Source organism: Paenibacillus sp. FSL H7-0943 (assembly GCF_037963265.1).
Lineage (GTDB): Bacteria > Bacillota > Bacilli > Paenibacillales > Paenibacillaceae > Paenibacillus_AQ > Paenibacillus_AQ odorifer.
The window spans coordinates 2,345,179-2,371,028 of the sequence record NZ_CP150148.1 but is presented as its reverse complement, the minus strand read 5'-3'; the positions used below and the strand labels follow the sequence as shown (position 1 = coordinate 2,371,028).

The window sequence follows — 25,850 nt, the reverse complement described above, 5'->3', positions numbered from 1 at the left end:
AAAAGCAGATCTGTCTCCACATGGGACAGCCTGCTTCATGATTCGGTAAGCTTGATTATTTTCTCCTCCAACTCTTCAGGGCTAAGAATACCTAGAATAATCTCAGAGATCACTCCATTCTTATCAATGAGCACATTGGTGGGAAAAACAGCTCCATTATATTTGCTGTACACCTCATCTTTTACATCAAACATAACCGGAAACACAAGACCGTATTTCTTGATAAAACGTTCAGCATTGGGTTTATAATCCTGACTGCTCACATTAATACCGTAGATATCTAGAACATCCTTATACTTAGTGGCCATGGTATTAAGTTCAGGAGCTTCCTGCTGGCAGGGATCACACCATGAAGCCCAGAAATTAAGGATTACCGCTTTATCTCTGGGGCCATCAACAACATAGGTAGTCCCATCTGTTCCCTGAAGTGAAAACGAAGGTGCACGCAGTCCAGCCTTAGGTCCGCTCTTCATCGGCAGCTCATTTTGTTGCGCAAGCACAGCTTCTGCTTTTGGCTCACGATTATACCACACCGCAAACACAGCAACACATACAACTATGAGTAATACTGTTATATTTAATTTATTACTTGCTTTCATAGTCATCTGTTCCTTTACGATTGGAATAGTTTTCTACTATTGTACCCTCAATAGGTTAAATTTCAAACCATCCATTTTTTACACAATAATATATACTTTTATAATAAAAAAGAGGGTTTCGTCTGCGACGAAACCCTAATGAAGAGAGAGGGGTGAACAAATGGCAGCATTCCAGGGAAATGTCCAGCCTATTAGACTGAAATATTCCGTACAGCAAGCACTGGGGAAGCACCTGCTGTCCTGTTATCCGCATGAAGCATGCGGAGTCCTGCTGGGTGCTGCCGCAGCGGGTGGCATGCTCATAGATACTTACGTACCCTTGCGCAACGTAGCGCCAGACCCGCTGCACACCTTTACTCCCCACCCTGAAGAGTGGATTAATGCACTGTACAATGAACCAACTATCATCGGACTATTTCATTCCCACCCACATTCAGCACCTATCCCTTCAGTTGCCGATTATAAAGGACTAACAGCACTAGGACCTGAGTTTGCGCTTTATCTTATAGGTTCTCCCAACACCAAAGATAGCGGCAATCCCATTCTGAACGGATTTTATATTGAGCGTTTGCCTGATGACCGCGGCGGTAATTTGTTCCGGGGTTTATCTCAAGCCCCGCTTCACGTTCTACTTAAATAAGCATAAAGCTCACCCAAGGTATCCACTTGGCCGCGCTCCGAAATTTCCCGCAGGTAGATCACCCACAGCTGTGCTGTCATCTTTGCGTCTTCCAAGGCATGATGACGGCCATGAATCGGAATTTCATGTACATATAGCAGCTCATCCAGCGAATAATTACTTCGCTGTGGCTCAAGCCATCGCGCTAACATCATCGTGTCCAGCACACGGTGTGTTAGCTGAACTTTAGAGGTTTTCCATAAAGCAGCATTAAGAAAAGCCTTATCATGTGAGCTTGCATGTGCAACCAGCACATTCTGACCTACAAAGGACATAAAATTATGAAGGCCATCCATTAAGGAGGGAGCGGATTGTGTCATTTCTTCCGTAATCCCAGTCAGCCTTGTAATATCCTCCGGAATAGCCGTCTGACAGTTCACCAGTGTATAAAAGCATTCCTCTTCTTTGATCTGCTCTCCAACAACCTTGACGGCTCCGAAAGACATAATCTCATCCCCATGCTGATGGGAAAAGCCTGTAGTCTCTAGATCAAAGATCACTGTCTCTAATTCAGACAATGGGGTATGCAGCACCTCAGGCCGCCGTTTCTCTCGCATCAAAGATCTAATAAAGGCCATTTGCTGCGCAGTCTGTTGTGCAGTTTCTCCACCTCTCATCGAAGCAATTGCCGAGGGCATTCCACCTTGTCTTAGATTACTCCAGAATCCTCCGCTTTTGTTCGGCTCCCTCATGACCGCCACCTTTCCGCTGAGCGGAGCTGACGCTGCAGCGCCCGATGAAGGCGTCTGACAAGCAGCAGGCTTTCACGCAGCTCAGACAGCAGCTGCTTATTCTTCAATTCACTCTCAGCTACATAATCACTGCTGATTAACAATCCATCCTGAACACTATATGGCGTGTTCACTCGCAACCGCATTGCTAATAAGAAAGCTCTGCGGATATCCTCTAAATGTTGATATTTCCCAAGCCTATCAAGCGCTTCAATCCGCTCTAATGTCGAGCCAGCTCTAATGCCATGTAGTAATGACAACCGTCTAACAATGTTCACTAACGGAATATAGACCCCATACTTAACATCAAATCCGCCTGCATAATCACCAAACCGTTCTGTTAACACCTGTCCCAGTAAATTCAAAGTCGCTTTGTGGCGTACTGTATTGCGAAGAACAGCATTAGACAGCTGCTCATTTTCCTCAAAGCCTTCATAGAAAGCTTCTTGCCACTTCGCTGATAACTTCACGCTTCCTGCCACATGACGCATATCAGAAGAGATAATAAGATACCGGATCGGCTCCCATTCCAACTGAGTTCTCCAGCTATCAAGCTGCTCTATCCATTCAGATAATGTCTTACGCCACATGACTTGGGAGCACATTACCTTCCCCGCACATTTCTCATATCCTACTTCTTCAAGCATATCGGATAACAAAGTTCCGAAAAATTCGAAATAGCGATTTTTTTCCCCATCAGGCTCTCCTTCGACTATCAGGCCATTATCCTGATCGCTCCAAAGCGTTGCCTCCTGCCTCCCACTGCTGCCAAACACAATAAAGGAATAAGCACAGGGAGGCGGGCCATAGCCCGCCTCTTTCATCTGCGCCTCACATATGAGTACTGCGGTTTGGGCAATAAGATCATGCATAGTATTCACACGGAACATCCATTCCTCTATAGGAATAACATTCAACTGTTCGAGAAGTACTTTTTGACAGGCAACACGCCTCTCCCTAAGCTCCTCTGACGAACCGGCCAATACGATGGTCCTAAAGCTTTCTTCATTATACTCATCTGTTAACTCCATCGATGCCACACGGTCCGCCTCCCTGTCCGAGTTGAAATGTTATTGTTTAAGGGTTTTGGATTCCGAATCTGCGATCAATTTCATTTGCTCAGGGTATCCGTAAGTACCATGCTCACTGATATCCAGACCCATTAATTCTTCTTCTTCTGTAACGCGAAGTCCGATAGTTACCTTTATTACATACAAGATGATGAAAGAAAGAACGGCTACGAAAACAAATGTTCCAACCACACCAAGCACTTGAACCCCTAGTTGATGGAAACCGCCACCGTAGAACAACCCAGCTTCACCTACCAAGCCGCCTTTAGTAATAAGCTCAGGTACAGCGAACAGACCCGTTGAAACTGCACCCCACATTCCCGCAATACCATGCACCGAGAAAGCATAGATTGGATCATCAAGCCCTGCACGTTCCAGCCATTGGGAAGTCATGAATGTAAAAGCACCGGCTACAAAACCAATAATGATTGCTGCCCATGGATCAACGAAAGCACACGCTCCTGTGATAGCAACCAATGCAGCCAGAACACCATTCAGCATTGCTGGAATATCAGACTTACCAAAGTACAACCAAGAAGCAATCAATGCTGCCAAACCACCTGCTGCTGCTGCGATGTTCGTTGTTAGGGCTACGTGACCGAAGAAACCGCCCATTGGGGACAAAGCACTACCTGGATTGAATCCGAACCAACCAAACCAGAGGATAATAACACCGAGTACAGTAAATACTTGGTTATGACCTGGAATGATCACGGGTTTACCTTCTTTATTAAACTTACCAAGCCGAGGCTTAAGCAATATGGTTGCTACGACTGCTGCCGTTGCACCTGTAAGATGGACAACCGTGGAACCTGCATAATCTTGCATACCCAGCTCAGCCAACCAGCCACCGCCCCATACCCAGTGAGCTACAACTGGATAAATTACGACGGAGAACAAAATTCCGAAAATGATATACACACTTAGCTTCGCACGTTCTGCCATACCACCAGATACGATAGCCAAGGAAACTGCTGCAAAGGCCATTTGGAATAAGAATTTAACATTTAAAGTAACATCAGAAAATGCAAGTGATTCAAAAGAAGCTGCGGTTGAATCTCCTCCGTACAAGAAGCCTGTAGTACCGAAGAAGCCATTGCCGTTACCGAAACCAAGTCCAAAGCCGATAGCCCAGAAGCAAAGACTTGCGATAGCCAGAGTAAGTACTGTCTTACCTGCTACGTGCCCTGCATTCTTCATCCGAACCGAACCCGCTTCGAGCATTGCAAACCCTGCTTGCATAAAGAATACTAAAATGAATGCCAGGAAGGTAAACGCTGTGTCCAATCCGACTTGTAAGTCAACGTTCGTCGGACCGTCCGCTGCAAAAGCACTTACCGGATAAATCATCAGTGTAATCATGGCCAGTAACATCATCAACCATTTCTTTTTCATTTTTACCCCACTCCCCAATGTTATATTTTCTAACAAAGCGTGAAACTCTTAATGTCATTATAATCAGAAGTCAGGTAAATTGACAAGACTATTTTAGGAATGTTTTTATTTTATTTTATTTGAGCACACGAAATTTTCACAGTACTAATGGACTAGAGGTCCTAAAGGCCTGATTCTAGCTGCATTTTCATTAAAATAACTACGCGCACAACCTCATTTATATTACCTGATAATTGAACGCATCTTTTACCAAAACCACAAAATACATAACATTTAATGTTATGTATTGGGGTAACTTATAGTTTTCAACCCCAATCATTCTTCAAATTTGATATCCCTTTGAGTTTGAGTGTATTGTATAGAAACTACAGATCACCGTTCATGAATTAACCCTTCTTTACTGCATATACTTTATGAAAGTATGACGTTTGACTGTATGGTTTCCAGTTTGTTATCATTACAGATAGCATAAGAAACCATCAATTTAGGAGATGACCGCCACTTATCGGCAGTCGTATTCAATTAGTGAGGCGAGATTAAATGGGGATATGATTTTGTATCGAATTGGAGAATTAGCTAAGGCTGCTCACATTAGTGAACGAACTATTGATTATTACACGAAACTGGGATTAATCTCCCCGGAATCTAGAAGCACCAAAAATTATCGGCTATACAGCCATGAAACCTTGGCTGCTTTAGAACGTATTACTCAATTAAAGCATGACAAGTATTCATTGGAAGAAATCAAATCTATGCTAGGCAAATGGAACGAGGCAACACCAGAAACTGACGTCTCTGATAAATTAGTTGAGTTAGAGCAGCAAATGCAGCGGCTAGAACGGGAAGTAAAAGCCCTTGAACCTCTTATTAGTGGTTTGAAGCCAGGACAGGCCAGTCGCGTACTTTCAAATCTGCTCCCTCAGGGATTAGCCTGCATGGAAGCGATCCGGCTATTGCTTACGCAAGGACCGCCAATGTAAATACCATATTTACAATACAGTGGAGGAATGCATCTATGTTTATGTACCTATTAGTAATTATTGCTTTTCTTTTCTCATTGTGGGCACAGTTTAGAGTCAAAGGAACCTTCAGCAAGTGGTCAAAGGTAGCTAATTCGAACGGCCTGACTGGATATGAAGCCGCGAGACGTATGCTCGATGCTAATGGCTTACACGATGTTCCGATTGAACCTGTAAGAGGCACACTCTCAGACCATTATGACCCCATCCACAGAGTTGTACGCTTATCAGAGCCTGTGTATTATGAAAGTTCCATCTCTGCAATTTCTGTCGCTTGTCACGAAGTAGGCCACGCGATTCAGCATAAAGTAAGTTATCCTATGTTGACACTTCGTCACCGGATGTTCCCGGTAGTTAATTTCGCATCAGGCATCGCGCCTTTCATGCTGATGGCAGGTTTCATCTTCGGTTACTTTAATCTTATAGGCTTGGGTATCATTTTCTTCTCAGCAGCTGTTGCATTCCAGCTCGTAACGCTGCCTGTAGAATTCAACGCCAGTAACCGGGCTCGTCAGGTCATGGTAGAACAAGGTTTCATCCGCAACGAAGAAGAACGTGGAGTAGCAAAGGTTCTCAACGCCGCTGCATTAACTTATGTTGCCGCTGCTCTAGTATCCTTGCTTGAATTGCTTCGCTTGATCACCGTCTTTTTAGGCAACCGCGACTAATATCGCATACCTCTAAACAACAAAAACCCCGGAAGGCTAAGAGCCGACCGGGGTATTATTTTGCCTAGCTTTAAAGTAGGAGATTAAAAAAGTCCGAAAGGAACGTGCCACCAGCGGTAATTTACTATCTGTACGGTAGATCAAGCCAACCGTTCTCGTCACCGCAGGCTCCACAACCTTCACCTGGGCTGGTTGAAGAGGATTCGTCTGATAGAACGCCATCTCCGGAAGCAAGCTTACACCCATCCCTGCGGCCACCAAACCACGAATGGTATCGGTCTCTCCGCCTTCAAAAGCAATCTGCGGTTGGAATCCCGCCTGCAAGCAAGCTTGCCAAACGATAGGTCTCAACGAATAGCCTTGGCTGAATAGAACAAACTTCTCTTTTTGCAGCTGTTCCAACCGGATTTCAGATTCTCCTGCCAGCCGGTGATTCTGAGGAAGAATCGCAAACAACTCTTCAGTCATTACAATATCCCCCGAAACATGCTCATCATTCTCCGGAAAAGGCGAAATGAAAGTTAAATCCACTTCGCCAGACAATACGTCTTTTATCAAAGAAGGGTAAGATCCTTGTTTAAAACGAAATTTGACATGAGGATAATACTTACGAAAATCTGCAACGATAGTCGGGATGAGATGTGTGCCAAGGCTATGCGGGAATCCAATCCGAATCTCACCACGCTCGGGATCCAGAAATTCATGCACCTCATTTACCGAATGCTCCAGCTCCTTAAGGATACTCTCAACCTTCTTGCAAAAGAGCTGCCCAACAGGGGTAAGCTGCAGATTGCGCCCTTTTTGCATGAATAGATCAACCCCAAGCTCTTGCTCCAGCTGATGAATCTGACGGCTTACCGCAGACTGCGCTACATGAAGCTCTTCTGCCGCTCTTGTTACGTGTTCTTTTTGAGCTACCTTTAAAAAATATTGCAGCTGTCTTAGCTCCACTCCATCATCGCCCCTGTCTTAGGCTTTTTTTGAATATACGAATAATTAGCCCATATACGAAAAAGCCAGAAACCAAACCTCCGAGATGTGCAACCCAATTCACATTCGGTGTAGCAAACGACATAATGATCCCGATCATTAGCAATCCGTATAAAGTCTTACGCGAGCCCTCATCCATCATCGCCCGTTGAATAACGGCAATGTATAAAAATGCACCATAAATGGCGTAGATTGCTCCAGAAGCACCAACCGAAACCGTACCAACCTCTACTACTGAGCGAGCACTAATCGCAATTGTAAGCAGATTTGCCAGAAATCCACCCGCCACATAGAGCAGCGCATAACGCCACCAGCCCAGCAATCGCTCCAGAGGCGGTGCAAACACCAGGAGAGCGAAGCAATTAAAGAACAGATGGGAAAACCCATTATGTAAAAAAATAGCGGCCAGATAGCGCCACAGTTCCTCTTTGTACGGACTTACATCAACTATAGCACCAAAATCAATAAGCGTTTGAATATTTGTTGATCCTCCGTTAATTACCGTCAGGATAAACATGATCACATTGGCCAATATGAGCAGACAGGTTACCGGATAATACCGGACATAACTTTTCCAATTTTCGTACCGAATAAATATCATAACACCCATCCCTTTACATATATATCTTGTCCGGTTGGACATCTTCCTGCTATTAAGATTATAATTTATTGTGGCAGTAAGAATCCAATATTATAATTCGAGGAGGAAAACAAGGATATGACGCAAGAAAAAACAGGCGTAGCTACTTTTAAAGGCAACCCCATCACTCTCGTAGGACCTAAGCTAACAGCTGGTGATCCTGCACCCGATTTTGTTCTGAGCAAGAATCTTCTAGAAGACGTGTCTCTAAGTGATTATGCCGGTAAAATCAAGCTAATCAGTGTTGTCCCTTCTCTTGATACCGGGGTATGTGACGCACAGACCCGCCGGTTCAACAGTGAAGCCGCAGAGCTTGGTGACGATGTGGTAATTCTCACGGTAAGCACGGACCTGCCGTTTGCCCAAGCTCGCTGGTGCGGTGCTGCCGGTATCGATCGAGTAATTACTCTATCCGACCACAAAGCAACCTCATTTGGACAAGCCTATGGTGTGCTGATTAAAGAATTCCGCTTAGATATGCGCTCCATCTTTGTTCTGGATAAGAACGACAAGATCGTATATGTTGAATATTTGAGTGAAATGACCGAGCACCCTAACTATGAAGATGCTATTGCTGCTGTGAAGAAGCTGCTCTAATTCTTTAATCAGTAGCGGTTATTCCAACAATACTTAATTATCTCTGTTAAAAAAGCGGCAGAAGGTCCATCCTTCTCCCGCTTTTTTTGTAATAGAAAGATTTATCGATAACACACTGAGCAGCTCACCGTTTACGTAAACGCATTCATACTATCCCTAAGCAAGAAGGGTTTGACGGGCCTCTAAAAATCAGTCTGCTTTGTATTTTCCTAATTTTTTGTCCAAAGATGCATACAAGCGTTGAATCACACGGTAATTCGCCCCGAGATCACCAAGTGAACCTCTAGATGCAGAATACATGTCTACACCACAACGAACAGGCGTCGTATTTAGCACCGATACCGTAATGTCCAGCGTACGGCCAAATGCCGTTCTTTTCTCAAGAGTAATCTCACCTACAGACTCCACTTCGTGAAGCACCTTAAATCCAGGAACTTTCTTTAAAGTTGATGAAACTTCTTCCCATGCTTTGTCTTTAGTTAGATTGTAATAACGCGTTTTTAATGTCGGATCTTTGGCGCGGTCGCTTGTTCCATCATGACTGCGGAATAAGCCAACCAAGGTTCTTTTTAACGACAAAATTCTTCCCCCTCTACAAATCCCAAGTTCATTATTATAAGTGTAACACTCTTGTCTCAGGAACAAAAGGGTATAACTCACTTTCCCTTTATTCCAGACATACAAAAAAGCGCCCGCTCCCATTATTCACGGGAAACAGGGCGCCTTGGCTTAAACAAGAGAAAACCCGCTTATGCCGTCCGGCTACAGTGTCTTCTGAACCTGCTAGAGCAGGTGGGTGATCGCAGAAAACGTTTTTGAATTCCCCAAGTCATATAGACAGGGCGGTTCAGCTGCGCTTCGTGTAGATCTCCCAAGACATTATCATTGGTTCAAAACAACGAGTAACCGTAACGTACATCGCAGGATTTGTTATTATTATATTGCGTTTTAACGAAAAAGTAAACCTGTATGCGCTTTATTTTTACACAGGAATTAATTACCTGGAAATATCCAACGCTTAATCCAGCATTTTGTTAAATGCGTTTGGTGTCCTTTTCATCAATTTCATCCTCGTAGTCATCGTCATCGTCATCGTCGTCGTATTCATCCGCCCGATTGTTCAATGCTGCTGCTTCTGCTTCTTCCTGCTCTTTTAGTTTCTTCTTTTCTACTTGCAGCTGTAGCTTATTATAAGTAGCGTAGAAGTTAAAGAAGGCCGCCATTGCAATCAACGTTGGAATACAAATGAAATACAGAGCCGGATATCTAAGACCGATATAAACAAGAACCGCGGCTGCAATCAATGTAGAGAACACACGAATTGGGCGTGCTATAGTCAGCAATATAGAATTGGTCATCACTTGCTTGAAGCCCATTTGGTAATGAACCACAATGGAAAAGAAGTTAAACATGGATACCGACAAAAGTATCATCAGCACCAACATCAAAATACCAACAATTCTGAAGTTAGGCATTTGTGTCATGTAAACTGTTACATCAACGTACATAACAACGAACATCAATGTATAGATAACTCCTCCGAGCATACTTTTTACATAGTTCTCTTTATACCCCTGAAAAAATGTACGAAAAGTTCCTACATCCGTATTCCCCATTACCCACTTACGTACTACAGTAAATAAAGCGGCTGAAGCTGGAAACACCGTAAAGGGCGCTAGAATCCCCATTGCCCAGTTCAATGTAATTTGCTCGTTCGCTCCACCTGCGCCTGTCCCTAACATAATCATCTTTAAAACACCAAAAAACAAAAACGGGGCGGAACATAGTGCCCATAAGATATTACTTCCTGCGATACGTGAAATCCATTCTGTGACGCGGTATAAGCCGCCCATTGCTCCTTTAAACTCCAATTCCCTTCCTCCTCTGTCTCTTACATACTACATATCTTAACTATACCTCATTTGACCTCCTCATTTCCATAGCCCAACTTTCTGAATTATAGACTATCGTCTATACGTAAAGCCTTTATAGTCCATATATTAGGATTGTAACCATAAGAAATACCAAAATCCCCACATTCTAAAGGAGGTTATCTCATGTCTACACCTGTTGGCTTCGGCGGTTGGACTTCTACAGGCACGATCCTCGTATTGTTTATCTTGCTCGTTATCATCACTCGTACATTCGGATACTAATATCTCACAAAACAAATTCGCGCCCTACTAAAGACACAACAATTCACCAAACATCCTTATATTTCAGCAAAAAGAAGACGAGAACCGCAATGCGGCATCTCGTCTTCTTTGGTATCTGGACGAAGTATTAATTATCGAAATCTTCACGTTTTGCAGGACGAGTGCTCGTGCTGCTTGGACGAGTGTATGGTTTACGCTCTGCGCTGCGGTTTGCACCACCGTCACGAGCTGGTGCGCCATCACGGTTGCCTTTATAGCCACCGCCATAGCCGCCACTGCCGCTACCGTAGTTGCTGCCACCGCTGCTATAGCCACCACGACTACCGCCACCGTTATTATCACGGTTACCACGGTATCCGCCACCGCTACCGCTGCCACCGGAAGTACCACGGTTTCCGCCATAACCACCATTAGGTTTACGGCCACTGCGAATATCATTTTTGCCACCACGACGTTTAGCACGAATTGGATCTTCAGGAGTCAATTCAATTGCGGAATCCTTCTTGTCGCCAGTGAGAAGCTTCATAGCTGCGGACAACAATTGTACGGAATCATATTGCTCAAGCAATTGAATAGAAATTCCTTTGTACTCGTTCAACTCTCCGCTTTCTACCACTTCAAGCAAACGCTCAGCAGTAACGCGTTGTTTACCTTCAATAGCTTCAGCCATTGTTGGCAAAGGTTTACGAGTAATCCGGTGACGAGTAACACGTTCGATCAAATGCAGGTGATCGATTTCGCGTGGAGTAACGAATGACCAAGCCGTACCTTCTTTACCTGCGCGTCCTGTACGACCAATACGGTGTACATAGCTTTCAGGATCTTGTGGCAAGTCAAAGTTAATTACGTGAGTTACGCCGGATACGTCCAGACCACGTGCCGCTACGTCAGTAGCTACCAGCACGTCAATGCTGCCATCACGGAATTTACGCATTACAGCATCACGTTGGTTCTGTGACAAGTCACCATGCAATCCATCAGCAGAATATCCGCGTTTTTGCAAAGCTTCAGCCAGCTCATCAACCCGGCGCTTAGTACGTCCGAATACGATAGCTAATTCAGGTGATTCCATATCAATCAAACGACTAAGAGCTTCAAACTTTTGACGCTCAGGCACTTCCACATAAGCTTGATCAATCAGTGGGGCACTGATTTGTTTCGGAATAACGGAGACATGTTGCGGGTTGTTAAGAAATTGTTGAGCTAGGCGTTGAATGTTTGGTGGCATTGTAGCAGAGAACAACATGGTTTGACGTTCTACAGGAACGAGCTTCAAGATAGTCTGAATATCTTCCATAAAACCCATATCCAGCATTTCATCTGCTTCATCCAATACAACGGTTTGAACATCATCCAAACGGATCGTTTTACGGTTGATGTGATCGAGCAAACGACCAGGTGTACCAATAATGATTTGTGGTTTCTTTTTCAATCCACGGATTTGACGTCCAATATCCTGTCCGCCATAAATCGCCAACGAGCGAAGACCTTTGAAACGGCTTAGCTTACCAATTTCTTCTGATACTTGGATGGCCAACTCACGAGTTGGTGCCATAATAAGGGCCAAGATTTTTTCGTCTTCACGGTTAATCTTCGAAATGAGGGGGATACCAAAAGCAGCAGTCTTACCTGTACCAGTCTGAGCTTGACCGATCAGATCCGACCCAGTCAATGCTAATGGGATCGACTGTTCCTGTATCGGTGTTGCCTCCTCAAATCCTAACTCTGTGATTGCTTGTAGCACTTTTGGCTCCAAGCCAAATTCTGCGAATGTTTTCAAATTATTCATGCTCCTTCTATACAGTGGACATTCCACATGCTTGTCTGTATTCTTAAGTAGCGGTAAACACATTTATAGGCTGTCCAATCATGCTCTATTTTCTGCATGATATAGCGCTTTTGGGACGAAAAGCCTCCCTAATCATCAGGTACCTTGTTGTACCTGAGCAACTGTAGCTTTACATCCGATGCAATGCAAAAATACCATTGTAACGTTCTACTCAAGAATATCCTATACATTATATCACAAACACATGTGAGAATACCAGTGGGTTCCTTTCTTTTCATTGCTTTCATGTTTTATTTTTTTAAATATATATATAAGGGTGGATTTACTTGTTAAGACAGATTTTGAATTGTTTGGTTGTTTTTTTAGGGGCAGCACTAATCGCCAGTGGATTTAATCTATTTTTAATTCCACACCGTTTACTAAGTGGTGGCGTATCTGGGCTTTCCATGTTAGTGGGTTATTTCACTCCATTAAACATAAGCCTCCTATACTTGCTCTTTAATATTCCTCTGCTGGCTGCAGGCTGGTTCCAGTTAGGCCGGAGATTTATTATTATGAGCATGTTGTCCGTTGTGTTTACAACCTGGTTCTTAACGGTGATTCCTGAGCATCTGGTGGCTACAGATATGCTGCTGTCCTCTGTATTTGGCGGAGTTCTTGTTGGGATTGGCTGTGGTATCTCCTTTCGTGCAGGAGGTTCTTCCGGAGGTTTTGACATCTTGGGTTCAATTATCACTAAATACCGTGATTTCCCGGTCGGTAATGTAGTGGTAAGTTTAAATGGACTAGTTATCCTGGCGGCCGCTTATCTTGACCAGAACTGGAATTTAGCACTTTCATCAATGGTATCTATATATGTAACAGGTAAAGTGTTGGATATGATTCATATCAGCCACTTAAAAGTAACCGTATATATTGTAACAAACCGTACAGATGAATTACTGCAACATCTGATAGGCCTTCAACGAGGTGTCACAAAGATTAAAACAGAAGGCGCTTATTCTCACGTTGAAAAGGACATGCTAATGACGGTAACAACCCGCTACGAACTTGCAGAGCTGCAACGTATCATCCGCACGACAGATCCTCAAGCTTTTGTAAATATTGTTGAAACAGTGGGTGTCATGGGCTCCTTCCGGAAAGACAAAATGAGGAAATAAAAATTCCTAGTATTGGAAAATGCACCAAACTCAGAATTATGATATATTATACACACGCAGAACCCTAACAATTTCATAAAGATTGAGATTTACCCCTCTTTTTTCCAAAGCACTTCGTTTTCCGATGAACACTGAATCTATTCAGAACTATCGAAAAAGGAAAGGGTGATTTTTGTGGAAATGGAAACGGTAAAACTGTCAGCAATCGTCATGAGGTGGTATCCTGATATGATGCCGTTTCTCAAACAGGACGAATTAAATTCAGTAATCGTTCTGCGAGACGGGCTAAGTATTCTGGAACCTGCAGATGCCATGGATATTATCCATTACAGCATCTGTGAACATCAGAATTCTGCGTATCTTCAATGAGCAAGCCGCAAGAGAAGTCTTGATAGTTGCCGCCTTGGGTTCGGCCCTGTTGCCGATTTAAGGCGGCATTTACTTTTTTCATACCGTTTCGAATCCATACATCTCGTTTATAAACAACAAAGGCGGTTTTTTATTCCCAATCTGAGCTAATATTGTTACAACACTGTTCTTTTTGGGAGCAACCGTTCCTATATAATTTAGGGGAAAGTACATAAAGGGAGAGAAAAACGAATGAACATCACCTGGGCTCTACTGATGATGGCCTTGGGAAGCGTAGGCGTACAACAGAACCAACATGACGCTGAAGTGGCGATCGCTTTGAAGTCCGCCATGAATCCCCCCATCATTGCACAACAAAACAACAATTCGAATGTAGCAACTCCAGCTCCAAGCGCTTCACCTGAAGCAACAAACTCAGAAAGTATGTTACACACCGATCCACAGCCAGATGCACCCAAAGTAAAAGGCATTTATGTTACCGCCTACAGTGCTGGTGGGGAACGAATGGAAAAGCTGCTTACATTGCTTGACCAAACCGAACTTAACTCAATGGTTATAGACATTAAGGACGATGCGGGTTATATCACGTATAAGACCGATAATGCCGACCTTCAGAAGCTTGGTAACCCTCAGCCTTTTATTGGAGATATCAGCAAGTTAATGGAACGTTTGAAGAAACATGATGTTTATCCTATCGCCCGGATTGTTGTTTTTAAAGATTCCATTCTTGCCAAGAAGAACCCGCAGATGTCTTTTGTTAATTCTGATGGCACTGTATGGAAGAATAAAGGCGGCGACAGCTTTGTTAATCCTTATAATGAAGATGTTTGGAAATACAATGTGGATATCGCCAAGGAAGCTGTTAAGCTCGGCTTCAAAGAAATTCAGTTCGACTATGTTCGTTTTCCGGAAGGATTCGAAAAACGCGCTGAAACCCTTAAATACACTAAAACCAGTGATTCACGCGTAGAAATTGTATCTAATTTTGTTAAATATGCCAAAGCAGAACTAGCTCCACTTGGTGTCCGTGTGTCCGTAGATATTTTTGGATATGCCGCATCTGCCCCTGCTGAGGGTATCGGCCAAGACTTTGTTAAAATATCCAAGAATGTGGATGTTATCAGTCCAATGGTTTATCCAAGTCACTATTCAACGGGATGGTTTGGCGTGAAAGAGCCCGACTTAGATCCTTACGCTACAATCAAAGGCTCCATGGTTGATACACATAAGAAGCTTGATCCACTGGGCAGCTACAAACCCGTTATTCGGCCTTGGATTCAAGACTTTACAGCAAGCTGGCTCGGAAGTGGTCATTATGTGAAATATGGTAAAAAACAGGTGGAAGATCAAATCCGCGCTTTGAAAGATGAGAATGTGGATGAGTTCCTTCTCTGGAACGCCAACAATCGCTATACAGCCGATGTTGATTACGAAAAACAATGAATACAGCCCTTATTATTTATAGCTGATCTGATATACGTATGCTAAAGACCCGGCGTCTGCCGGGTCTTTTAACGGAAACTTATTGAACTATTTAACCTATTCCATGAAAAATCATAAAGAATGAGGCACAGAATTATGATACAGACCACCTCTTTAAAACAAAAGGCAGGACAATTTTTTCATATTTTATTCCCAATCCTTGTTACACAAATTGCTTTATCCGCGATCACCTTCTTTGATACTAATATGTCCGGTAAATTCGGGACCGTCGATCTGGCAGGAGTTGCGATAGGAACTAGTCTTTGGATTCCAATCCAAACCGGTCTCAGCGGTATTCTTATGGGGATCACACCTATTGTTTCACAGCTCATCGGGAGCAAAAAAGATAAGGATGTCGCCTTTCAAGTCACACAAGGTATTTGGCTGTCACTAATTGTTTCGATCATCGTCTTGCTGATTGGCAGCTTTGCCTTGTCACCTATTCTTAATTTTATGAACTTGGAGCCTGGTGTAAGAGATGTTGCTTTCCGCTTCCTCAGTTCTATTTCGTTCGGAATTATCCCCCTGTTTGGATATACGGTACTTCGTAGCTGTATAGACGCTTTAGGGCAAACACGCGTATCCATGTGTATTACACTAATAGCTTTGCCTGTAAATGTAGGTTTGAACTATTTGCTCATCTTCGGGAACTTCGGATTCCCTCGTCTCGGGGGTGTTGGTGCAGGGGTAGCTTCAGCCATTACCTATTGGGTTATATTTGCCGTTGCTCTATTGTTCATATATCGTTCTCAGGCCTTTGTAAATCTCAGATTATTCCGTAATTTCTACTTCATATCGTTAAACAGCATTAAAGATTTGCTTAAAATCGGAGTACCCATCGGTTTCTCGATTTTTTTCGAAACGGCTGTCTTTTCCGCTGTAACCTTGTTAATGAGCCGATTTGATACCGTAACAATTGCCGCGCATCAGGCAGCAATTAATTTTGCAACAACACTCTATATGATTCCGCTCAGTATTTGCATCAGCCTTACCATCCTCGTCGGCTTCGAGACCGGGTCTGGCAGACAAAAGGATGCACGCCAATATGCCATAATGGGTATCGGGCTGGCGGCAATCCTTTCGCTGGCCACAGCTTTATTACTCTTGTTTGCCGGAAATCATGTAGCTGGTCTATATTCAGATGAACCCGATGTCATCTCGTTGATTCAGCATTTCCTGATCTATGCAATCTTTTTTCAAATCTCAGATGCAATTGCTACACCTACTCAAGGGGCGCTTCGCGGATATAAGGATGTTAACCCAGCCTTTATCATTTGTTTTATTGCCTATTGGGTAATTGGCTTACCTACAGGTTATGTACTTGCAACTTATACAGATCTAGGAGCATTCGGCTACTGGATTGGTCTTATCACCGGTCTTGCCATCGGTGCGACCCTGCTATTGTCTCGGCTTATCAAAGTTCAACGGCGTTATGCCGCACAATACACACAGGAACAACCACAGAGTTAACGATCCATATTACACAAAAAAGGAACAGTGCGCATCTCGCAGCTGTTCCTTTTTATATATAGCGTCGCTAATTATTGGGAAAGACGGGAAGCCAGCTCGTACAGCTCCAGGTCAAAGCCCTTTTTCGTATTTACAACGAGATCAATATCTGTAAGAGTTAATTCACCTTTGATGATACCACAAGCCTTGTCGGATTCACCTTCGATTAGCTTACGTACGGCAAAATCGCCAAGACGGCTAGCCAGATTCCGGTCTCCAGGAGTTGGTGTTCCACCACGTTGGATATGTCCGAGTACAGTAACACGTGCATCCAGAGAAGCATGACGGTCTTTCAGAGCTTGAGCCACATCTTCACCTTTGCCAACGCCTTCGGCAACAATTACGATACTGTGACGTTTACCTCTGATAAAGTTATCGCGCATCCGGTCAGCAACTTCATTCAAATCATACGGCATTTCCGGCACAAGAATTGTTTCTGCTCCGGAAGCCAGTCCAGCATGCAGCGCGATATCGCCACAGTGGCGTCCCATAACCTCTACAATCGAAGAACGTTCATGGGAGGACATAGTGTCACGCAACTTGTTAATAGCGTCTACAACAACGCCAACCGCTGTATCAAACCCGATAGTGTAGTCTGTGAAGGAGATATCGTTATCAATCGTACCTGGCAAAGCCATAGTCTTGATACCAAGTTTACTTAATTTGTTAGCTCCTTTATAAGAACCATCTCCACCGATAACTACTAGACCATCGATACCCAGTTCATTAAGGATATCCGCGCCTTTTTGTTGTCCTTCCGGTTTCGTGAACTCCAGACATCTTGCAGACTGCAGAACAGTACCGCCACGTTGAATAATATCCCCTACACTGCGAAGATCCATTGGGAAAATATCGCGATTCAGCAGACCTTGATAACCACGTTGCACCCCAAATACCTCAATACCGAAATAAAGTGCGCTTCTTACAACCGCACGAACAGCGGCGTTCATTCCCTGTGAATCTCCACCACTAGTCAATACTGCGATTTTTTGAATTTTAGACATTCTGTTGTTCCTCCTTAAAATTGTGCGAAGCCTGATACATCTTATAAAAACAACTTCGCGACATGGTTACAAAAAGCGTTTGCGTATCCAACGGCTGTTAGCGAAGAAGAACAGTCTTGTAAGCGGACTGCCTTTCATCAGGCTTTTAGATACAGAGCGAACTTCCCGCTGTTCGCTAACTTTGGGATCAGATAAATAAAGTGCCAGCAATCCCTCAATCACCATACGATGCATCGAAGACTCTGGAAGATTTCGAACATCCTTACGGGCCCACTCAACCATTGCAGCGATCCGACTCAGCATGGTATCTGTGTCATCATAATAATTGCAGAAATTAAGATCACCGCCTGCTCGGTCCTCTTCCTGATCAATCAGATAATCCAGCATAATGTGCAGACCACATACATGCGGAAAATACGCAGCTCGAATCGAAGCCGCAGAAGCTTGGTTCAGCTTCGGATCACATGCGGAAAGAAATAACATAAATACACCTAGTGTTGATCCCGTTGCAGCCGAAAACTCATTCCATTGCAGATGCGGCGCTCGACTGCCCTGTTCCTCCCACCACTCCTTCAGGGCTGTTTCCCTGAGTTCCGGGCGGATGTGCTTATACACTTGTAAATCTGTATAGAGCACAGCCAGTTCTCGAATCTCCGCTGCAGCAGCGGAATAACCTGGCAACAAAGAAATCATTTCTTGGCATTTACGAACCAGCCTGTACAAATATCCGCCGTCATTCTGTTCACTTCGAAGCGCATAATAATTACCTGGCTCAGCATTTGGATCAATAGCATCCAGCATAGATTGATGCAGCAGCCTGAAATCTGCAGGATCAAGCGAAGTACTGCGATCACATAAGTTGTCCAGATAATCACTGATAGTTTGATAAGCAACAATTAGCGGAATCAGTATATGTTTCATCGATAAATTGCCGGCGGCATAAATACCACCGCCTATGCAATGAAACTCTTTAGTTTCAATGCTGGCAAGTGCTTGCTTCCGGAGCTCGGGATCGGGAATCCCGTTCGCATCTTGGCGCCAGAAATGGAGACATTCTCTCACTTCCGGCAGCACGTACTTATAGACCCTGTTCATAAGTCCCAGTGGACCACGCGGGCTAAGGTAACGGCCTTGCTCTAATTCACTCAATGACAGTGCCTCCACATTGTTGTCTCCTTATCCAAATCACCACTTATTATAATATGATCAGGCGTATTTGTACAAACAACAAAATCACTTTCGTAAAATCATGAAAGATTCAGAAATACAGCAGTTTTTAAAAACATCTCCCCATTGCTTTATGCTATACTAGGCATATTTCAATTTCGGAGGAGTGCAATCCATGTTTTCAAAACGGACCGGCAGCCTTTACAGTGATCAAAACTGGCTGCGTTCCTTTCTCTTTACCATATATGGTACCAGCGTCCTTGTAGTATCCTACTTTCCTTTATTCTACACACATTTAGGGTTTAGCAGTTCTCAGATAGGCTACTTGTATTCCCTCGGCCCCCTTATCTCCATCCTATCCAATCTATTCTGGAGTATGATAAGCGATAAGTTAGGCACCGTTCGAAAGATCATGTTCATACTACTTGCGGGTCAATTAGTAACTGGTCTTCTATTAGCCAGAGCGGCCGAATTTTCATCTGTCATGCTTATTTTGTCCTTCTTCTACTTCTTCTATTACCCAGTTTTTCCGCTTGCCGATACAATGGCTATCAAAGTTGCCGAAAGGCACGGACGGAACTTCATTACCATTCGCGTTTTTGGCTCCTTAGGCTACTCTTTCTTTGCTCTAACCGTTGGCTATGCATTAAGAGCATTGGGCTCTACTTGGAGCTTGACCCTATGTATCATCATCATTATCGCTGCACTTTTAATTACCCTAGGTCTTAAGGATGTTAAGAGACCTGCTGTTATAGAAACAACGAATCAAGATAAGGACACAGCTGAAGCTGATAATAGCAAAAATGGACTTAAAGATATATTGTTGCAAAAAGAGGTGCTGTGGTTCTTCGGCTGTGTGTTTGTACTCGCGTTAGGCCATAGAATGAACGAAGCCTTTCTGACGATCAGTCTAAAACAACTAGGCGCAGGTGAGGAAATCATTGGCTGGGCATTGCTCGCGTCAGCTCTTAGTGAGATCCCTGTATTATTTATCCTCAGCAGATACGGCGACAAATTCAAAGAATTGCCCTTGCTGGCCTTGGGGAGTCTGATGTATGCTCTGCGTTTTCTTTTGATGTCCCTGGCGGATCATCCAGGCTCAATGATTGCCATTCAAGCCATGCACAGTATATCATTTGGTGTTTTTTATGTAACATCTGTCCGTTATATCACCCGGATTATCCCGGATCGCCTTCGGGCAACAGGTCTTGCCATTTTCACCGTCGTTTGGTCAAGTGCCTCTGGGCTGCTTAGCGGTACTTTTGGCGGCATTATTTATCAAGAGGCGGGGCGTTATATTTTTTATATAGTGGCTACGGGTTTCAGCTTGCTTGCTTTTGCAGGGTTTCTGGGACAGCATTTATTGAAATCCAACCTGGAGCCGATCAATTATTTCAGAAAAAAGAACAAAAAAGCCTCCCTATAATTAGGGTTGGTGTTATTCCATAATACAAAAAGGTCGTTTCACTCCCCTTCACTGGAGTGAAACGACCTTTTTCATTTAGGAGAACATCTATAGTGGGCGTAAAAAAACACAGTTCCCGAAAGAACTGTGTTCTGTAAGTTGGTAACCACTCTTGCAAGGGCTTGCCAAGTAAATTATATATTTGTAGCAGACAGCTTAACTGTCCTGCTGTTTCTTATAATTTTACTACGTTTTCAGCTTGCGGTCCGCGACTACCATCAGTGATGTCGAATTCTACTTCTTGACCTTCGTCCAAAGTCTTGAATCCTTCACCTTGAATTGCTGAGAAGTGTACGAATACATCTTCGCCGCCTTCTACTTGAAGAAAACCATAACCTTTTTCTGCGTTAAACCATTTTACTGTACCTTTCAATTGAACAACCTCCTAAAAATAACCGCCATATATGGCGTATAACTATAGTATACTGCAATCTTCTGTTCAAATCAATCAAACCCAACCCTTAATATATGATTTAATTTGCTTTTCCCTTCTCCAGTGCGTTATCATTGAGCCAAAAGCCAAAAATCGCCAGGGTGGTAATGATAATGATCAAAAAACATGAAATATACAAAACAGACAAATGGAATATGATGACGGTAGAAGTTCAAGGCCGCTACATTGTACTCCGCGAAATTTCCGATCAATGGGGAGAAGAAACACATACCTTCCTGAGTCGTCCAGCGATGATGCAATGGGTGAATAACCGCTTCAACAAAGAATCTTATAAAGACAATGAAGAAGAGTACAAAAACATCATTGCAGCTTTCAAACAGGTATAACAGGAAATGAATAACGAAAATCTCACGATTTATGTTGTCCTAGTCCTCTGTCTAGGCGCAGTATTAATTATGACCAAGGATCGTGTCCCGCCGAAACTAAAGCGGGGCATGGCCATGGCTGCGGTCGTAATGATTCTGTTTGCTTTCATCTTTGTTATTTATAGCTTGTTGGCATAACTACCATATAAAGAAGACTAAATATTAATAATCAGGACTTAGCAGGACATAATAAGCTGACTCTACTTTTCAAAGAGGAGGACGTCATGCCTATTACACTCAAGTCCATCCCTCTTCTACTTGTGCTCAGCTTGCTACCGGGTGAAATATCATCCACAGTATTGCCGAGGGAGATTATGCCTACTACATCTCATCATTCTAGGAGGGTTTCTATGGAACAATTATTGAAGAGAAGTGAAGTACCTGCTGAGAATCGTTGGAAGCTTGAAGATATATTTGCCTCTCAGAAGGATTGGGATGCAGAATATGCTGAAGCTAAATCACTGATCAAAAAAGCTGCTGATTTCCAAGGTAAACTTGATTCCGCAGAAGCTGTGAAACAATGTTTTGAGCTGGATGACAAGCTGTCCGTCTCCACTGAGCGACTCTTTGTCTATGCTCATATGCGTCAGGATGAAGACACTGCTAATCCTGAATATCAAGCTTTGTCCTCCAAAGCGAAGAAGCTTGGGATCGAAGCAGGCGAAGCCTTTTCTTTTGTAACCCCAGAAATCTTGGCACTGCCTATTGAGAAGCTGGATCAATTTATTGCTGATCCTGAACTGTCCGCTTACACCTTCACTTTAAAAGAGATGAAACGTGAGAAAGCGCATGTATTGTCCAAGGCTGAGGAAGCTCTGCTTGCCCAAGTTGGAAACCTAGCACAAGCGCCTCAGAATATTTTTAGTATGCTGAACAACGCAGATCTGAAATTCCCTAAGATTAAAGATGAAGATGGCAAAGAGGTCGAGCTGACTCACGGCAACTATATCAAGTTCTTGGAAAGCTCCGATCGCGAGGTTCGCCGAAATGCTTTTAAAGCAGTCTATGACACCTATCGTAAGCAAAAAAACACCATCGCAGCAACGCTTAGCGCCAATGTGAACAAAAACGTCTTTTTCTCACACGTCCGCAAGTATCCATCTGTAATGGAAATGTCTCTTTACGGTGATAACATTCCAAAAGAGGTATACACCAACCTGATCGATACGATTCATGAGAGTCTTCCTTTAATGCACCGTTACATGAAGTTGCGTCAAAAGCTGCTTGGTGTGGATGAGTTACATATGTATGACCTATTTGCACCACTAGTAGATGAATATAAGCTGGATATCACGTACGAAGAAGCGAAGAAAATTACCAAAGAAGGCCTCAAACCGCTGGGTGAAGATTATCTGAATGTGCTGCAAAAAGGCTACGACAATGGCTGGATTGATGTCTATGAGAACGAGAATAAACGCTCTGGAGCTTACAGCTGGGGCCCTTATGGCACACACCCATACGTCCTGCTGAACCATAACGATAATCTGAACAGTATGTTTACTCTGGCACATGAGATGGGTCATGCTCTACACTCTTATTTTTCAGACAACGCTCTGAACTATCGGGATGCACAGTATACCATTTTCCTTGCAGAGGTTGCTTCAACTACCAATGAAGCTTTGCTTATGGATTATCTACTCAAAAAGTCTACAGATCCTAAGGAAAAAATGTATCTGCTCACTTACTATGCCGATCAGTTCCGGACAACGATTTTCCGGCAAACAATGTTCGCAGAATTCGAAAAGATCATTCATCAGCGTGTTGAAGAGGGCGATTCGCTTACCCCACAAGATCTTTCGAGTATCTACTACGACCTGAATGTCAAATACTACGGCAAAGAAATGGTTGTGGATCAGGATATCGAGATGGAATGGGCACGAATTCCGCATTTCTATAACAGCTTCTATGTTTACAAATATGCAACAGGCTTCTCGGCAGCGACTAGCTTTGCCAAACAAATCCTTGAAGAAGGTAAACCGGCGGTAGATCGTTACCTCGGCTTCCTGAAGAGCGGTGGCAGTGATTACTCCATCAATATTTTGTCAAAAGCAGGCGTTGATATGTCGTCTCCTGAGCCGATTCGCGAAGCGATGAGTGTGTTCGAAAGTGTTATCGAGCAAATGGAACAGTTGACCAAATAAGGCAGAGAGCTTAGTATTACATTAATCCCTTGCCCTATCTGGGCAGGGGATTTTATATTGTTATATCCCCCTGAGGAGGAAGAATTCAATGAGAATTCAATGGTCACTAATTGCGGGTCTAATCTTCGCGCTGCTAACCGCCATATTCGCAGTCATCAACGTTGATCCCGTTCAAGTCAATTTCGGTTTTGATGTGGTTAATATACCACTTATACTCGTTATTCTTGGCTGCGCGTTAATTGGCGGAATCATCGTGGGCTCTTACGGCATTTTTCGTCAATACAAACTACAAAAGCAAATTAAAAGCTTAACTGCTGAGCTTACCAAGCTTCGTGATGCCGACACTTCACTGGATTCTTTTAACACAGACAATGATGGCTTAACAGGAGGGCTTAACTAATGATTACCATTCAACCTAATGAAGACTACATACTTTCCATCCTAAAAAAATTACTCGACACCCCCAGCCCAAGCGGTTTCACCGCACAGGTAATGACACTAGTTGCTGAAGAAGCAGCTGCGCTGAACGTACCTTTAAGCTGGAATGAAAAAGGCGGCGTAATTCTTAACGTCCCTGGCCTAGATCCCTCTCGTACTATTGGCATCAGCGCTCACGTGGATACACTTGGTGCCATGGTCCGCTCGATTAAAGCTAATGGTACACTGCGTCTGACCTCTGTGGGTGGCTTCGCCATGCACAGCATTGAGAATGAATACTGCACGATCCATACCCGTAGCGGCAAAACTTATACAGGAACCATCTTAACCAGCCATCCATCTGTTCACGTATATCCAGACGCTCGTGACTTCAAACGATCAGAGGAGAACATGGAAGTACGTATTGATGAGCTGGTATCTTCTAAAGAAGACGTACTCAAGCTTGGCATTTCCGTCGGAGATTTCATTTCTTTCGATGCACGTGCAGTGATTACGCCTAGCGGTTACATTAAATCCCGTCATTTAGATGACAAAGCAAGCGTGGCTGCCCTTCTCGGATTGCTGGAAAGTATTAAACGTGAAGGCTGGAAACCTCTCCACAACCTTTCTTTCCTCATCTCTAACTACGAGGAAGTGGGACATGGTACAGCTTGGATTCCTGGTGAAATCAATGAAATGATTGCCGTCGATATGGGCGCCATGGGTGATGATCTCAGCTGTAAAGAAACCGATGTATCCATCTGTGCTAAAGACTCTTCCGGCCCTTACGATTATGTTATGACAGGTCGTTTGATTGAACTGGCAGAAGCACTAGCAATTCCTTATGCCGTTGATATTTATCCTATGTACGGCTCCGATGCTTCCGCAGCGCTCAGAGGCGGAAACAATATCCGTGCAGCATTGATTGGCCCAGGTGTACATGCCTCTCACTCCATGGAACGTACGCATAAGCAAGCTGTAGTGAACACTGCTAAGCTTCTCGCTGCTTATGTGGGGACAAACTGAGGGTAGCTCTGGCAAGCTGAACCAGCTCTGGAGGCGCAGACAGGGACTTATCGTCTCACTTCTGGTGTTATTGATAGTGGGGTTAGCGCTATCGTTGTTTCTGGTATTTAGAAATCATAAGGAAGATCCCTTTAAAGGTCTTCCTCACGCCTATAGCTTTTTGGAAACAGTGAGTACAGATAACGTGCAGCTCTATATGATGTCACTTTCACCTGAGGATATTAAGCTCAGGGCCGCGGGTGTCCCTTTACGGCAAGTTAATGCATATGGGATTAACGGTGGTTTTTTCTATCAAGATGCGCTTTTATCCATGGCTATCATGAATGATACTCCAGTCAACGGAGCCCAGAAGGGTTATGGGTCTGGCTGGTTCAATGCTAAATACGCACGTGGAACCCTTGTCTGGGATGGTGCCAGCCGTAGCTTCTCCGTACAGGTTGTCTCTTCTGGAGAAGAATTGAAGATTACTGATCGCCAGCATTATTTTGCGCAAGGTGGCATTAGTATGAATCTGGGACACGAAGACTTATGGGAAGCGGCAGTAGCTGAAGAGCATCTTCCTTACGCTGATGAGAAACGCCTGCGCTCAGGCATGGTGTATGACAACACAGGAAAGCTCTGGCTGATTGTTACCCCAACGCTCTCAACAGCGGCAGAGTTCCGTTCAGCGATCCTCCAGACAGTTCCTGCTAAGGGTCTGGAAGGCATCTTCTTGGACGGAGATGGCTCTTCCCAGATGAATGCGAAGGAAATCATTGTACCCGGCGATTCTCGGTCTGTAGTACAAATGATTGCTGTGGACGGAACGAAATAAATAAGTAGAAAAATAAAAGAGTAGAATTCTCCAATTAGTGGAGGATCCTACTCTTTTTTTGTTTATTGGTGGTTCACTTGTTCTTCAACAGACACTGCCGGAATTTCCGGTGGTCATCACTTTCGGCTGGTGCTTACGGACCCA

The 25,850-nt window shown here is 43.8% G+C and carries 28 protein-coding genes and 1 other RNA gene; 16 read left to right on the top strand and 13 right to left on the bottom strand.

Annotated elements, in window-relative coordinates; translation table 11 throughout:
* Positions 1–35 precede the first annotated feature (35 nt).
* On the bottom strand, positions 36–599 hold the full coding sequence (locus NSQ55_RS10210) for a TlpA disulfide reductase family protein (protein ID WP_076191350.1): 564 nt from the start codon (positions 597–599) through the stop codon (positions 36–38).
* 160 nt (positions 600–759) lie between these two features.
* Here NSQ55_RS10210 and NSQ55_RS10205 point away from each other — a divergent pair, with 160 nt between their 5' ends.
* The gene (locus tag NSQ55_RS10205) at positions 760–1,239 is read left to right on the top strand and encodes a M67 family metallopeptidase (RefSeq protein WP_076125127.1); all 480 of its coding nucleotides are present in this window, start codon (positions 760–762) and stop codon (positions 1,237–1,239) included.
* On the opposite strand, the gene NSQ55_RS10200 is transcribed toward NSQ55_RS10205, so the two are convergent.
* The 3 genes from NSQ55_RS10200 to NSQ55_RS10190 are packed head-to-tail and all read right to left on the bottom strand — an operon-like array spanning position 1,221 to position 4,474.
* On the bottom strand, positions 1,221–1,970 hold the full coding sequence (locus NSQ55_RS10200) for an exonuclease domain-containing protein (protein ID WP_339172969.1): 750 nt from the start codon (positions 1,968–1,970) through the stop codon (positions 1,221–1,223). The two genes, NSQ55_RS10205 and NSQ55_RS10200, sit on opposite strands and share 19 nt — an antisense overlap.
* Positions 1,967–3,040, bottom strand: a complete 1,074-nt coding sequence (locus NSQ55_RS10195) for a DUF294 nucleotidyltransferase-like domain-containing protein (protein WP_076125162.1) — start codon at positions 3,038–3,040, stop codon at positions 1,967–1,969. Before NSQ55_RS10195 ends, NSQ55_RS10200 begins: the two co-directional genes overlap by 4 nt.
* A gap of 39 nt (positions 3,041–3,079) precedes the next feature.
* The gene (locus NSQ55_RS10190; RefSeq protein WP_339172966.1) at positions 3,080–4,474 is read right to left on the bottom strand and encodes an ammonium transporter; all 1,395 of its coding nucleotides are present in this window, start codon (positions 4,472–4,474) and stop codon (positions 3,080–3,082) included.
* A 548-nt stretch (positions 4,475–5,022) separates the two neighbouring features.
* On the opposite strand from NSQ55_RS10190, the gene NSQ55_RS10185 reads away from it, so the two are divergent.
* Together NSQ55_RS10185 and NSQ55_RS10180 are read left to right on the top strand one after the other, a co-directional pair.
* Positions 5,023–5,454, top strand: a complete 432-nt coding sequence (locus NSQ55_RS10185; protein WP_036689305.1) for a MerR family transcriptional regulator — start codon at positions 5,023–5,025, stop codon at positions 5,452–5,454.
* Positions 5,455–5,489: 35 nt separating this feature from the next.
* The gene (locus NSQ55_RS10180) at positions 5,490–6,161 is read left to right on the top strand and encodes a zinc metallopeptidase (RefSeq protein WP_076125126.1); all 672 of its coding nucleotides are present in this window, start codon (positions 5,490–5,492) and stop codon (positions 6,159–6,161) included.
* A gap of 36 nt (positions 6,162–6,197) precedes the next feature.
* On the opposite strand, the gene NSQ55_RS10175 is transcribed toward NSQ55_RS10180, so the two are convergent.
* On the bottom strand, positions 6,198–7,112 hold the full coding sequence (locus NSQ55_RS10175; RefSeq protein ID WP_076125124.1) for a LysR family transcriptional regulator: 915 nt from the start codon (positions 7,110–7,112) through the stop codon (positions 6,198–6,200).
* Positions 7,113–7,116: 4 nt separating this feature from the next.
* Positions 7,117–7,752 carry a rhomboid family intramembrane serine protease gene (locus NSQ55_RS10170; RefSeq protein ID WP_076125160.1) on the bottom strand — a complete coding sequence of 212 codons (636 nt, stop codon included), beginning with the start codon at positions 7,750–7,752 and terminating at the stop codon, positions 7,117–7,119.
* Positions 7,753–7,869: 117 nt separating this feature from the next.
* Here NSQ55_RS10170 and tpx point away from each other — a divergent pair, with 117 nt between their 5' ends.
* Positions 7,870–8,388, top strand: a complete 519-nt coding sequence (gene tpx / locus NSQ55_RS10165) for a thiol peroxidase (protein WP_076125122.1) — start codon at positions 7,870–7,872, stop codon at positions 8,386–8,388.
* A gap of 189 nt (positions 8,389–8,577) precedes the next feature.
* Here the strand turns inward: tpx and NSQ55_RS10160 are convergent, their stop codons facing one another.
* The 3 genes from NSQ55_RS10160 to NSQ55_RS10150 form a co-directional block, all read right to left on the bottom strand.
* On the bottom strand, positions 8,578–8,967 hold the full coding sequence (locus tag NSQ55_RS10160; RefSeq protein ID WP_036689295.1) for a DUF1499 domain-containing protein: 390 nt from the start codon (positions 8,965–8,967) through the stop codon (positions 8,578–8,580).
* A 159-nt stretch (positions 8,968–9,126) separates the two neighbouring features.
* Positions 9,127–9,318, bottom strand: a non-coding RNA gene (gene ssrS / locus NSQ55_RS10155) — 6S RNA.
* Between the two features lie 104 nt (positions 9,319–9,422).
* On the bottom strand, positions 9,423–10,259 hold the full coding sequence (locus tag NSQ55_RS10150) for a DUF624 domain-containing protein (RefSeq protein WP_076125120.1): 837 nt from the start codon (positions 10,257–10,259) through the stop codon (positions 9,423–9,425).
* A 186-nt stretch (positions 10,260–10,445) separates the two neighbouring features.
* Between NSQ55_RS10150 and NSQ55_RS10145 the strand changes: the two genes are divergently transcribed.
* Positions 10,446–10,544 (top strand): hypothetical protein, encoded by a 99-nt coding sequence (locus tag NSQ55_RS10145; protein WP_036689290.1) that lies wholly within the window; start codon positions 10,446–10,448, stop codon positions 10,542–10,544.
* 127 nt (positions 10,545–10,671) lie between these two features.
* On the opposite strand, the gene NSQ55_RS10140 is transcribed toward NSQ55_RS10145, so the two are convergent.
* Positions 10,672–12,324: a DEAD/DEAH box helicase gene (locus NSQ55_RS10140; RefSeq protein WP_036689288.1), complete on the bottom strand. Its 1,653-nt coding sequence runs from the start codon at positions 12,322–12,324 to the stop codon at positions 10,672–10,674.
* Positions 12,325–12,659: 335 nt separating this feature from the next.
* Here NSQ55_RS10140 and NSQ55_RS10135 point away from each other — a divergent pair, with 335 nt between their 5' ends.
* The 4 genes from NSQ55_RS10135 (at position 12,660) to NSQ55_RS10120 (ending at position 16,814) form a co-directional block, all read left to right on the top strand.
* Positions 12,660–13,493, top strand: coding sequence for a YitT family protein (locus tag NSQ55_RS10135; protein ID WP_036689285.1), 834 nt, complete (start codon positions 12,660–12,662; stop codon positions 13,491–13,493).
* Positions 13,494–13,673: 180 nt separating this feature from the next.
* Positions 13,674–13,862 (top strand): hypothetical protein, encoded by a 189-nt coding sequence (locus tag NSQ55_RS10130; RefSeq protein WP_036689649.1) that lies wholly within the window; start codon positions 13,674–13,676, stop codon positions 13,860–13,862.
* 231 nt (positions 13,863–14,093) lie between these two features.
* Positions 14,094–15,305: a putative glycoside hydrolase gene (locus NSQ55_RS10125; protein WP_076125118.1), complete on the top strand. Its 1,212-nt coding sequence runs from the start codon at positions 14,094–14,096 to the stop codon at positions 15,303–15,305.
* A 135-nt stretch (positions 15,306–15,440) separates the two neighbouring features.
* Positions 15,441–16,814: an MATE family efflux transporter gene (locus tag NSQ55_RS10120; protein WP_076301223.1), complete on the top strand. Its 1,374-nt coding sequence runs from the start codon at positions 15,441–15,443 to the stop codon at positions 16,812–16,814.
* 71 nt (positions 16,815–16,885) lie between these two features.
* On the opposite strand, the gene pfkA is transcribed toward NSQ55_RS10120, so the two are convergent.
* Together pfkA and NSQ55_RS10110 are read right to left on the bottom strand one after the other, a co-directional pair.
* Positions 16,886–17,857: a 6-phosphofructokinase gene (pfkA, locus tag NSQ55_RS10115; RefSeq protein WP_036689277.1), complete on the bottom strand. Its 972-nt coding sequence runs from the start codon at positions 17,855–17,857 to the stop codon at positions 16,886–16,888.
* A gap of 66 nt (positions 17,858–17,923) precedes the next feature.
* Entirely contained in the window at positions 17,924–19,006 is a 1,083-nt protein-coding gene (locus NSQ55_RS10110) for a tetraprenyl-beta-curcumene synthase family protein (protein ID WP_036689648.1), read from the bottom strand.
* A gap of 193 nt (positions 19,007–19,199) precedes the next feature.
* Here NSQ55_RS10110 and NSQ55_RS10105 point away from each other — a divergent pair, with 193 nt between their 5' ends.
* Positions 19,200–20,450: an MFS transporter gene (locus NSQ55_RS10105; RefSeq protein ID WP_076125115.1), complete on the top strand. Its 1,251-nt coding sequence runs from the start codon at positions 19,200–19,202 to the stop codon at positions 20,448–20,450.
* A 214-nt stretch (positions 20,451–20,664) separates the two neighbouring features.
* On the opposite strand, the gene NSQ55_RS10100 is transcribed toward NSQ55_RS10105, so the two are convergent.
* The gene (locus tag NSQ55_RS10100) at positions 20,665–20,862 is read right to left on the bottom strand and encodes a cold shock domain-containing protein (protein WP_036689272.1); all 198 of its coding nucleotides are present in this window, start codon (positions 20,860–20,862) and stop codon (positions 20,665–20,667) included.
* A gap of 173 nt (positions 20,863–21,035) precedes the next feature.
* Here NSQ55_RS10100 and NSQ55_RS10095 point away from each other — a divergent pair, with 173 nt between their 5' ends.
* The 6 genes from NSQ55_RS10095 to NSQ55_RS10070 all read left to right on the top strand — a co-directional run bounded on the left by NSQ55_RS10095 (position 21,036) and on the right by NSQ55_RS10070 (position 25,706).
* Positions 21,036–21,269, top strand: coding sequence for a hypothetical protein (locus NSQ55_RS10095; protein WP_036689271.1), 234 nt, complete (start codon positions 21,036–21,038; stop codon positions 21,267–21,269).
* 6 nt (positions 21,270–21,275) lie between these two features.
* On the top strand, positions 21,276–21,446 hold the full coding sequence (locus tag NSQ55_RS10090) for a hypothetical protein (RefSeq protein ID WP_036689267.1): 171 nt from the start codon (positions 21,276–21,278) through the stop codon (positions 21,444–21,446).
* A 212-nt stretch (positions 21,447–21,658) separates the two neighbouring features.
* On the top strand, positions 21,659–23,449 hold the full coding sequence (pepF, locus tag NSQ55_RS10085; RefSeq protein ID WP_076125113.1) for an oligoendopeptidase F: 1,791 nt from the start codon (positions 21,659–21,661) through the stop codon (positions 23,447–23,449).
* Positions 23,450–23,537: 88 nt separating this feature from the next.
* Positions 23,538–23,849: a lipopolysaccharide assembly protein LapA domain-containing protein gene (locus tag NSQ55_RS10080; RefSeq protein WP_042126298.1), complete on the top strand. Its 312-nt coding sequence runs from the start codon at positions 23,538–23,540 to the stop codon at positions 23,847–23,849.
* A gap of 2 nt (positions 23,850–23,851) precedes the next feature.
* Positions 23,852–24,892, top strand: a complete 1,041-nt coding sequence (locus NSQ55_RS10075; RefSeq protein ID WP_076184364.1) for a M42 family metallopeptidase — start codon at positions 23,852–23,854, stop codon at positions 24,890–24,892.
* 76 nt (positions 24,893–24,968) lie between these two features.
* Positions 24,969–25,706, top strand: coding sequence for a hypothetical protein (locus NSQ55_RS10070; protein WP_254857037.1), 738 nt, complete (start codon positions 24,969–24,971; stop codon positions 25,704–25,706).
* The last annotated feature ends 144 nt before the right edge of the window (positions 25,707–25,850 follow it).